This window comes from Enterobacter sp. RCC_40 (assembly GCF_041360735.1).
Taxonomy (GTDB): Bacteria; Pseudomonadota; Gammaproteobacteria; order Enterobacterales; family Enterobacteriaceae; genus Enterobacter; species Enterobacter ludwigii.
Genome location: NZ_JBFUPR010000007.1, coordinates 81,913 through 91,857, shown reverse-complemented (window position 1 = coordinate 91,857; position 9,945 = coordinate 81,913). Strand labels below are relative to the sequence as shown.

Annotated in this window: 9 protein-coding genes and 1 tRNA gene; 6 read left to right on the top strand and 4 right to left on the bottom strand. The window is 55.5% G+C overall.

Going from position 1 to position 9,945, the window contains the following annotated elements:
• Nucleotides 1-233: 233 nt before the first annotated feature.
• The 6 genes from AB6731_RS19600 (at nucleotide 234) to AB6731_RS19575 (ending at nucleotide 4,682) form a co-directional block, all read left to right on the top strand.
• Nucleotides 234-310 (top strand) — tRNA-Arg (locus tag AB6731_RS19600).
• Nucleotides 311-575: 265 nt separating this feature from the next.
• The gene (gene yqaB / locus AB6731_RS19595) at nucleotides 576-1,142 is read left to right on the top strand and encodes a fructose-1-phosphate/6-phosphogluconate phosphatase (protein WP_014171331.1); all 567 of its coding nucleotides are present in this window, start codon (nucleotides 576-578) and stop codon (nucleotides 1,140-1,142) included.
• Entirely contained in the window at nucleotides 1,139-1,519 is a 381-nt protein-coding gene (locus AB6731_RS19590; RefSeq protein WP_371006688.1) for a YqaA family protein, read from the top strand. The genes yqaB and AB6731_RS19590 overlap by 4 nt, the downstream gene beginning before the upstream one ends.
• Before the next feature lie 131 nt (nucleotides 1,520-1,650).
• Nucleotides 1,651-3,195 carry a glutamate--cysteine ligase gene (gene gshA / locus AB6731_RS19585; protein ID WP_014171329.1) on the top strand — a complete coding sequence of 515 codons (1,545 nt, stop codon included), beginning with the start codon at nucleotides 1,651-1,653 and terminating at the stop codon, nucleotides 3,193-3,195.
• Nucleotides 3,196-3,347: 152 nt separating this feature from the next.
• Nucleotides 3,348-3,863 carry an S-ribosylhomocysteine lyase gene (gene luxS / locus AB6731_RS19580; protein WP_008499539.1) on the top strand — a complete coding sequence of 172 codons (516 nt, stop codon included), beginning with the start codon at nucleotides 3,348-3,350 and terminating at the stop codon, nucleotides 3,861-3,863.
• A 54-nt stretch (nucleotides 3,864-3,917) separates the two neighbouring features.
• Nucleotides 3,918-4,682 carry a helix-turn-helix domain-containing protein gene (locus tag AB6731_RS19575; protein WP_032678832.1) on the top strand — a complete coding sequence of 255 codons (765 nt, stop codon included), beginning with the start codon at nucleotides 3,918-3,920 and terminating at the stop codon, nucleotides 4,680-4,682.
• Here the strand turns inward: AB6731_RS19575 and leuA are convergent.
• The 4 genes from leuA to emrR form a co-directional block, all read right to left on the bottom strand.
• Nucleotides 4,679-6,328 carry a 2-isopropylmalate synthase gene (leuA, locus tag AB6731_RS19570; protein WP_371006686.1) on the bottom strand — a complete coding sequence of 550 codons (1,650 nt, stop codon included), beginning with the start codon at nucleotides 6,326-6,328 and terminating at the stop codon, nucleotides 4,679-4,681. The two genes, AB6731_RS19575 and leuA, sit on opposite strands and share 4 nt — an antisense overlap.
• A 96-nt stretch (nucleotides 6,329-6,424) precedes the next feature.
• A complete protein-coding gene (emrB, locus tag AB6731_RS19565; RefSeq protein WP_020883860.1) occupies nucleotides 6,425-7,972 on the bottom strand; it encodes a multidrug efflux MFS transporter permease subunit EmrB in 1,548 nt (515 codons plus the stop codon).
• Nucleotides 7,973-7,988: 16 nt separating this feature from the next.
• Nucleotides 7,989-9,161: a multidrug efflux MFS transporter periplasmic adaptor subunit EmrA gene (gene emrA, locus AB6731_RS19560; protein WP_040018933.1), complete on the bottom strand. Its 1,173-nt coding sequence runs from the start codon at nucleotides 9,159-9,161 to the stop codon at nucleotides 7,989-7,991.
• Between the two features lie 127 nt (nucleotides 9,162-9,288).
• On the bottom strand, nucleotides 9,289-9,819 hold the full coding sequence (gene emrR / locus AB6731_RS19555; RefSeq protein WP_014171323.1) for a multidrug efflux transporter EmrAB transcriptional repressor EmrR: 531 nt from the start codon (nucleotides 9,817-9,819) through the stop codon (nucleotides 9,289-9,291).
• Between the last annotated feature and the right edge of the window lie 126 nt (nucleotides 9,820-9,945).

Sequence of the window (9,945 nt, the reverse complement as noted above, 5' to 3'; positions counted from 1 at the left end):
ATCCGTAGCTCAGCTGGATAGAGTACTCGGCTACGAACCGAGCGGTCGGAGGTTCGAATCCTCCCGGATGCACCATCTTCTCCGAGATAACAGCAAGGTTGTTGTTTCAAGGTCTGCGGGTTAGCCGCAAGCACCAGGGAGGATAACGTTGCTTAGCAACGGCCCGAAGGGCGAGGCGCAGCCGAGTAATCCTCCCGGATGCACCATTTACTGTTTCAAAAGCATTTCCCGATGCATCCGTAGCTCAGCTGGATAGAGTACTCGGCTACGAACCGAGCGGTCGGAGGTTCGAATCCTCCCGGATGCACCATCTTCTCCGAGATAACAGCAAGGCTGTTGTTTCAAGGTCTGCGGGTTAGCCGCAAGCACCAGGGAAGATAACGTTGCTTAGCAACGGCCCGAAGGGCGAGGCGCAGCCGAGTAATCCTCCCGGATGCACCAACTTCTTTTCTATACCACTCTCTTTCTCCCTGGTTATTCCTTCGACGTTCTGTCAGCAATCATTTCTCTTTGAGCGACAAAAACCACCGTTTACGATAAAGTAATGCTTTGTTAATCGTTTTAGCGAGAGCACGATGTACGCACAGTATGACGGTTTGATCTTCGATATGGACGGCACTCTCCTGGATACCGAACCCACGCATCGTCAAGCCTGGACTGATGTCCTTGCTCGTTACGGTATGCGTTTCGATCTTCAGGCGATGATCGCCCTCAACGGAGCCCCAACCTGGCGTATAGCGCAGGCCGTGATTGAACGTAATCATGCCGATCTCGACCCGCACCTTCTGGCCCGTGAAAAAACCGATGCGGTAAAAGCGATGCTTTTAGATACCGTGCGCCCGTTACCGTTAATTGACGTCGTAAAAGCATGGCACGGGCGTCGTCCTATGTCCGTTGGCACGGGCAGTGAAAGCGCTATTGCGGAAGCGCTGCTCACCCATCTTGGCCTGCGCCATTATTTCTCTGCGGTGGTTGCCGCCGATCATGTTCAAAATCACAAGCCCGCACCGGACACCTTCCTGCGTTGTGCAGAACTGATGGGTGTGCCTGCGGTGAAATGTGTTGTGTTCGAAGATGCTGATTTTGGTATTCAGGCCGCGCGCGATGCCGGGATGGATGTTGTGGACGTCCGCTTACTGTGAGTGACGCGCTGTCACTTTTATCATTATTCGCCAGCAGTTTTTTAAGCGCCACGCTCTTGCCGGGAAATTCGGAAGTAGTGCTGGTAGCGATGCTGTTGTCTGGCGTGAGTCAGCCCTGGTTGCTCGTGTTAATAGCAACAATGGGTAATAGCTTTGGAGGGCTGACTAACGTTATTCTTGGGCGTTTCTTTCCGCTGCGTGAAAAATCGCGCTGGCAGGAAAAGGCAGTCGGCTGGCTAAAACGCTATGGCGCTGCCACGCTGTTATTAAGCTGGATGCCTGTAATAGGTGATTTACTGTGCCTGCTGGCGGGATGGATGCGCATCTCCTGGGGGCCAGTGCTCTTTTTTTTGTGCCTTGGCAAGGCGTTGCGCTAAGTTCTCGTGGCATGGGCAACACTACAGGGTATGACGTGGTGGCACTAATTGGTGGAATGAATACGCGACCTTCAATCGTCAACCATTACAATTATGCTGAGTAACAATACTTTGACAGGCGGGAGGTCAATTTGATCCCGGACGTATCTCAGGCGCTGGCCTGGCTGGAAAATCACCCTCAGGCACTGAAGGGTATTCAGCGTGGTCTTGAGCGTGAAACGCTGCGCGTTAACGCGGACGGTAGCTTAGCGACAACGGGTCACCCGAAGGCGTTAGGCTCGGCGCTGACACATAAATGGATCACAACCGATTTCGCTGAAGCGCTGCTGGAATTCATCACGCCAGTGGATGGTGATATTGATCATATGCTAACGATTCTGCGCGACATCCATCGCTACACTGCCCGCAATCTGGGTGATGAGCGTATGTGGCCGCTCAGCATGCCGTGCTATATCGAACAAGGCCAGGAGATTGAACTGGCGCAATACGGCACGTCAAATATCGGTCAGCTGAAAACGCTCTATCGTGAGGGGCTGAAAAACCGCTACGGTGCGTTGATGCAGACCATTTCTGGCGTGCATTACAATTTCTCTTTACCCATGGCGTTCTGGCAGGCGAAGTGCGGCGAAACGGATAAAGACGCGATCTCCGCGGGTTATTTCCGCCTGATCCGCAACTACTATCGTTTTGGCTGGGTCATTCCGTATCTGTTTGGGGCATCGCCTGCGATATGCTCGTCATTCCTGCAGGGGAAACCGACCACGCTGCCGTTCGAGAAGACAGAGTGTGGAATGTACTATCTCCCGTACGCCACCTCCCTGCGTCTTAGCGATCTGGGTTATACCAATAAGTCGCAAAGCAATCTCGGTATTACGTTTAACGAATTGCACGAATATGTGGCAGGATTGAAGCGGGCGATCAAAACGCCGTCGGAAGAGTACGAGAAAATCGGCCTCGAAAAAGACGGTAAGCGCCTGCAGATCAACAGCAATGTGCTGCAGATTGAAAATGAACTGTACGCGCCTATTCGTCCGAAGCGCGTTACGCGCAGCGGTGAAACCCCGTCGGATGCACTGCAGCGCGGCGGGATTGAATACATAGAAGTGCGCTCGCTGGATATCAACCCGTTCTCACCCATCGGCGTTGATGAGCAGCAGGTTCGCTTCCTGGATCTGTTTATGGTCTGGTGCGTGCTGGCGGATGCGCCGGAAATGAGTTCAGAGGAACTACTCTGTACCCGTACCAACTGGAACCGCGTGATTCTGGAAGGGCGCAAGCCGGGTCTGACGCTGGGTATTGGCTGCGAAACAGCGCAGTTCCCGCTGACGAAAGTGGGTAAGGATCTGTTCCGCGACCTGAAGCGTGTTGCCCGAACCATGGACAGCATTGACGGTGGGGAAGCCTATCAGAACGTGTGCGACCAGCTGGTTGAATCGTTTGATAACCCGGAACTGACGTTCTCAGCGCGTATTCTGCGTTCTATGATTGATCAGGGTATTGGCGGCACCGGGCGTTCGCTCTCTGCGGAATACCGCGAGATGCTGAAGCAGGAGCCGTTAGAGATTCTGAGTGAAGCCGATTTTGTGGCGGAACGAGACGCCTCTGTCGTGCGTCAGAAAGAGGTTGAAGCGGCGGATACAGAGTCGTTTGAGGCGTTTCTGGCGAAACAGGCTTAACAGAAAAGAAAAAGGCCACATCGCTGTGGCCAAAATATACATCTCTGAATTCAGGGATGATGATAACAAATGCGCGTCTTTCATATACTCAGACGTGCATTTTGTAGAAGAGTTCAGTTTATTTTAAAAAAAATCACTATCGGAGGTGACGTATGCCGTTATTAGATAGCTTTACTGTCGACCATACCCGTATGGAAGCACCTGCAGTACGTGTGGCGAAGACCATGCACACCCCGCACGGCGACACGATCACCGTATTCGATCTGCGCTTCTGCGTGCCCAACAAAGAAGTGATGCCAGAGAAAGGCATTCACACCCTGGAGCACCTGTTTGCCGGGTTTATGCGTGACCACCTGAACGGTAATGGCGTGGAGATCATCGATATCTCTCCGATGGGTTGCCGTACCGGTTTCTACATGAGCCTGATTGGTCAGCCTGAAGAGAAACGCGTCGCGGATGCCTGGAAAGCGGCAATGGAAGATGTGCTGAAGGTGAAAGAGCAGAACCAGATCCCTGAGCTGAACGTATATCAGTGCGGAACTTACCAGATGCACTCTCTGGAAGAAGCCCAGGAGATCGCGCGTCATATCATCGAGCGTGACGTTCGCGTAAACAGCAACGAAGAGCTGGCGCTGCCAAAAGAAAAACTGCAGGAACTGCACATCTAGTGCACCTTTTCCCTCTCCCTCAGGGAGAGGGTAGGGTGAGGGGCGTTTAACCTCATGACCACAACCTCAACCTTCTCCTTTACCCATCGCCCACTTGTTCCTTATGCCCATGATTACCTTCATGGCGACAGCGAGCCGTGGCATCAGCATGACTGCGCGCAATTGCTGCACACCCTGAGTGGGGTGGTGAGAGTCGATACCGCATCAGGTTGTTGGGTGGTGCCGCCCGGACGCGGCGTCTGGCTACCCGCGGGCACTCCGCACTCTTTGCGTATTACCGGCAACGTTGCGGCGCGCACGCTGTTTATCGATCCCCTGGCGCGAGCCGATCTTCCGGCAACCTGTCAGATAGTCCAGATCTCCGGTCTGTTACGCGAACTTATCCTCACCTCGCTGACGCTTGAGGCGTCCTACTCGCCAGGCAGTCGTGATGAGCGCGTATATGAGCTCATTCTGGATGAAATCCGCACGATGCGGGTGCTGCCGTTTCACCTGCCTGAGCCGGAAAGCGAGCCGTTGCGTACCCTTTGCCAGCAGATCCGGCGGTTGCCGGGGGAAAGCTGGGGCAGCATGCAGGCCGCAAACACGCTTGGTATGAGTGAACGTACGATGAACCGCCATTTCAAGCAGCAGACGGGGTTAAGCTACGGTGAGTGGCTAAGAAGGGCGCGCCTGCTGGAAGCGCTGCTGCGCCTGGGACAAGGTCAGCCAGTGCTACGTGTGGCGCTGGATCTGGGCTACGGCAGCCACAGTGCCTTTACGGCGATGTTTCGCCGGGTGATGGGGATATCACCCAGCGATTATTTCAAAGACAGCTAGCTGACAGCATTGAACAGGGCCTGAAGAGACGCGCGGGCCACGTCGCTGTCAATGCCGACGCCCCAGCGGCTGCTACCATCCTGAAACAGACAGCGGATATACGCCACCGAGCGGCTGTCGCTGCGCTCCCCAAGCGTATGTTCGTGATAGTCCTTAATGACAAACGGGGTCGTGACCCAGCGGCTTAGACCATTGGCCGCCGCGGATAACAGCCCGTTGCCTTGCCCCTCCAGCTGGCGCATCCCGCCCTGCGTCGTGACGCTTGCCGTCAGATGTAACTGCCCGTCCTGCTGGCTGTCGCTACGGTAAGCGTGCAGGGCAAAGCCTGGCGTCTCTACCAGCCCATAACGTGTGCGGAACAGTTGCCACAGCGTATGCTGCGTCATCTCTTTACCGTGCTGGTCGGTTTCCTGCTGTACGTGCTGGCTAAAGTCCTGCTGCAGGGCGCGGGGTAATTTCAGACCATGATTTTGTTCAATAAGCCACGCGCTGCCGCTTTTTCCTGACTGGCTGTTAACCCGGATCACCGCTTCGTAGGTGCAACCAATATCCTGTGGGTCAACCGGCAGATAGGGCATCTCCCAGCGTTCGTCAGGCTTGCGGGCATCAAAGCCTTTCTTGATGGCATCCTGATGTGAACCTGAAAATGCGGTATACGCCAGCCGTCCTGCCCACGGATGTCGCGGATGCACCGGCAGCTGGTTGCAGGTTTCTACCACCTCCACCACGTGATTCATGTCGCTAAAGTCCAGATTCGGGCTAATCCCCTGGCTGTAGAGGTTCATCGCCAGCGTGACCAGGCAGACGTTACCGGTTCGTTCGCCGTTCCCAAACAGACACCCTTCGACACGGTCTGCACCGGCCATCAGGGCCAGCTCCGCGCTGGCGACACCGGTGCCGCGGTCGTTATGCGGATGGACGCTGATGCAGACATCGCTGCGGCGGCTGAAATGACGGCAGAAATACTCAATCTGATCGGCATACACATTCGGTGTACTGACCTCAACGGTGGCCGGTAAGTTGATCACCATCTGGCGTTCGGCGCACGGCTGCCAGATGTCTGCCACGGCTTCGCAAATCTCCAGCGCAAAGTCCGGCTCGGTAAAGCAGAAAGTTTCCGGAGAGTATTCGTATTGCCAGCGGGTGGCGGGATTCTCTTCGCACAGCGTGCGGATAAGACGCGTGGAACGGGTCGCCAGCTCAACGATTTGCGCTTTCTCCATGCCGAACACCAGGCGGCGGAACAGCGGGGCGGTGGCGTTATACAGGTGTACGGTGGCCTGCTTCGCCCCGCGCAGCGACGCAAAGGTACGCAGGATAAGGTCTTCACGCGCCTGGGTTAATACCTGAATGGTGACGTCATCCGGAATGCGGTTTTCGTCGATCAACTGACGCACAAAATTGAAGTCCGTCTGCGAGGCAGAGGGGAAAGCGACTTCGATTTCTTTGAATCCGCAACGCAGTAACAGCGCCCAGAACTGCAGTTTGCGGTTGCTGTCCATCGGCTCGGCAAGGGCCTGATTACCGTCGCGTAAATCGGTGGAAAGCCAGCGCGGCGCCTGCGTGAGGCGTTGCTCAGGCCAGCGGCGATCGGGCAGGGAAATAGCAGGTTGAGGTTGGTATTTGTCGGAAGGTGTTTTCAGCATGGTGCGCTCCTGTTGTCTTTTCACTATCGTGAATCGATTTCAGGAGCGCTGCTTTATCGTTACTGACAATCGCTGTCGCGATCTGGACATCGCACGTTAGTGCGCACCGCCGCCACCGCCTCCGGCGCCAAACGGTGGTCGGGCAAACCATACCAGTCCCAGCAGGATGATAAAGATCCCCGCCGATATCCAGAATATCTCGTTTGCCGAGATAATCAGGCCCTGGTTGGTGATCTGCTGGGCGATCCAGCCGGATGCCTGCTGCTCCGTCATTCCCATTCCCTGAAGCTGACTGTACATCTGCTGCGAGTTAGGGTTAAACGGGTTCACCGCTTCGGTCAATTGCGCATGGTGCATCGACTCGCGGTTGGTCCAAAGGGTCGTGGTGATCGACGTCCCGATGGAGCCTGCCAGCGTACGCGTAAAGTTCGACAGGCTTGATGCCGCCGCCATGCGCTCTGGCGGCAAGCCGGAAAGCGTAATGGTTGTCAGCGGCATAAAGAAGCACGCCACGGCGAAGCCCTGAATGAACTGCGGCCATGCGGATGCGCCAAAGTCCATGCCCGGCTCGAACGTATACGCGCGCCAGTAGAAGCACACCGCGTACATGATAAAGCTGAAGGTCACCAGCCTGCGCATGTCGAGCTTGTGAGCGAAGCGGCCGATAATCGGCGACAGCAGGACCGGAATTAACCCCACTGGCGCAGAAGCCAAACCTGCCCAGGTTGCGGTGTAGCCATATACCTCCTGCAACAGCTGCGGCAGCAGAACGATTGCGCCGAAGTAGAGCATGTAGGCCAGGCTGATACACAGGCAGCCGATGGTAAAGTTTCGCGACTTAAACAGCGAGAGATCGACGATTGGGTTATCGTCCGTCAGCTCCCAGACGATCAGGAAGCTCAGCGATATCACCGCGACAACGGTCAGGATGATAATCTCTGTCGAGTTAAACCAGTCCAGCTCTTTACCCTGATCGAGCATCACCTGCAGGCTACCGATCCCGACCACCAGCAGCGCCAGACCAATGGCGTCAATTCGCCGCTGCTCTGTTCGGGTTTCGCGACCGCGCAGCGTTTGCAGGGTCAGCATCACCACCAGCGCACCAATTGGCACGTTGATGAAGAAGATCCAGCCCCAGTGGTAGTTGTCGCTGATATAGCCGCCGAGGATAGGCCCGCAAATCGGTGCGACAATCACCGTCATTGACCACAGCGCCAGCGCGATAGAGCGCTTAGCGGGCGGATAGTTGTTCAGCAGCAAACTCTGCGACAGCGGAATCAGCGGCCCGGCCACAATCCCCTGAATGACGCGGAAGATGATCAGCATCGTCAGGCTGTTGGACATGCCGCACGCCCAGGAGGCGAGCACGAACAATACCGTTGACCACAGGAACAGCTTCACTTCACCGACGCGCTTCGCCAGCCAGCCGGTGATAGGGATGGAGATGGCGTTTGCCACCCCAAACGAGGTAATGACCCAGGTCCCCTGGCTCAGTGACGAGCCAAGGTTACCGGCGATGGTTGGGATCGCCACGTTTGCGATGGTAGAGTCCAGCACCTGCATGAATGTCGCCAGCGACAGCGCAATGGTCATGATAACCAGTTGCGCCCCCTCCAGCGGTTTTTGCGGCTTTTGCTGTTGCATAACGCTCACCTTCGGATTAACCGGCGTTTGCCTTCACGATGTCATCGATCAGTTTATTGACCGGATCGAGGCTAATTTCACGGGCGTTACTTTCATAAGCCGGGGTGCTGCGCACCTGACTTGCCAGGATCTGACCATCGCGGTTGGCGGTATCAACCGTTACCAGCGTAGAGAGGCCAATACGCAGCGGATGGTCCGCCAGCTGTTTTGCATCCAGTTCAATACGTACGGGCAAGCGCTGAACCACTTTGATCCAGTTCCCGGTGGCGTTTTGCGCTGGCAACAGGGAGAAGGCACTGCCGGTCCCCATATCCAGGCCGACCACTTTCCCGGTGTACTTCACGTCATCACCGTAAATATCGCTGATCACCGTCGCGGTCTGGCCGATACGCATATGGGCAAGCTGCGTCTCTTTAAAGTTCGCATCAACCCACAGGTTGTCCGCCGGAACGACCGCCATCAGCGGCGTGGTTGGGCTAATTTGGGCGCCAGGCTGGACGGAACGACGAGAGACGTAGCCGGTCATCGGGCTGACAATTTTAGTACGCTGCAGGGCAAGCCACGCGTTGCGCACTTCGGTGGCAGCCTGTTGCACGGCAGGCTGGTTTTCCAGGCTGGTGCCCAGCACCATCGCCTGGTTGGCGTTGTACTGTTGAATCGCCACGTCCAGCTGCGCCTGTGCGCTGGCAACGGCATCACGCGCGTGCTGCAGCTCTTCACGGCCAATCAGGTTGGCAGTGCCGAGGGGAACGCGACGGTTCAGGTCGCTCTGCGCCTGCGCCAGTGCGGTTTTCTGCACGTCGATGTTGGCCTGCAGCTGCTTGCTGTTGATCATCAGCTGGCGGGTCTGACGGACGCTGGAGGCCAGCGCGGTCTGGGCTTTTTCAAAAGCCTGTTGGGCGTCGGTCGGATCGAGCGTGACCAATACATCCCCTTTTTGCACAAAATCGGTATTATCAGCCCAGACTTTCGTCACGCTGCCCGATACCTGCGCCATAATTTGTACCTGGTTCCCTGCCACGTATGCATCGTCTGTCTCTTCAGCATGACGCAATACTAAAAACCAATAGATCCCATATGCCACGGCAATAATAATAAAGAGCAATGTCAGTACAATAAGGGCGCTTTTGCGTTTGCCCTTTTTATTGACCGGTTGCTGCGGGGTAGTGCTCTCCGCATTTGCGCTCATTGTTGTTCTCCACGATCTTCTTATTTTCACATCGGCTGAGCCGAGCTGTTGTCAGAAAGGCCAGCAGTGTGACGTGCTGGCCTGTCGGTTTTCTTATGAGTCTGGGATTGTTGAGCGTGTTGTCGCGTTAGCGCAGCGCCTCTAGAACAGCGCCGTCTTCATCCATCTGGTCCAGACGGGTCAGCAGCTTGCGAGTAATGTGCTCAAGCTGGTCGCGCTCGGTGGTGCTGAGGGCAGACCACAGTTGATGCAGGCAATTATGCTGAGGTGGCAGCACCTCACGCAGGAATTGGTGACCTTTGTCGGTCAGCTGCAGATGCAGGCAGCGGCGATCGTTATCGCTTTCACGGCGTTCAATCCAGCCGCGTTTTTCCAGTTCATCGGCAATACGGGTGGCATTAGTACGGGATGAACCCAGCGCGCAGCTCAGCTCTGACGGCTGAATGCTGTGATTTTCCTGAGACTCCAGCGTAATTAACGCCATAAACAACGTCTCGTTAATCCCTTGAGCTTTCAGCATTTTATTACGATTTTCCAGTAGCTTACCCTGCATGTGCATGCACAGGCGGGTCAGCAGGATCTCCTGATACGGGAAGTCCTCATGACGACTGGCGCGGAATTTAAGCATTTGTTCAATGGGCGTAAACGAACTATCCATTTGGGCATAACCTCATTAATTACAGCCGATATAGTAACGATAGTGACAAATAATGTAAATGAATTATTTGTGCGGTTATATCCGCCAAACTTATGTCACCATCAGAAAGCGCCGGGTAAGTCCGTG

Coding starts and splice junctions, on each gene's coding strand:
- emrR (WP_014171323.1), bottom strand. CDS start 9,819: ATGGATAGTTCGTTTACGCCCATTGAACAAATGCTTAAATTCCGCGCC.
- leuA (WP_371006686.1), bottom strand. CDS start 6,328: ATGCTGAAAACACCTTCCGACAAATACCAACCTCAACCTGCTATTTCC.
- yqaB (WP_014171331.1), top strand. CDS start 576: ATGTACGCACAGTATGACGGTTTGATCTTCGATATGGACGGCACTCTC.
- AB6731_RS19575 (WP_032678832.1), top strand. CDS start 3,918: ATGACCACAACCTCAACCTTCTCCTTTACCCATCGCCCACTTGTTCCT.
- emrB (WP_020883860.1), bottom strand. CDS start 7,972: ATGCAACAGCAAAAGCCGCAAAAACCGCTGGAGGGGGCGCAACTGGTT.
- emrA (WP_040018933.1), bottom strand. CDS start 9,161: ATGAGCGCAAATGCGGAGAGCACTACCCCGCAGCAACCGGTCAATAAA.
- luxS (WP_008499539.1), top strand. CDS start 3,348: ATGCCGTTATTAGATAGCTTTACTGTCGACCATACCCGTATGGAAGCA.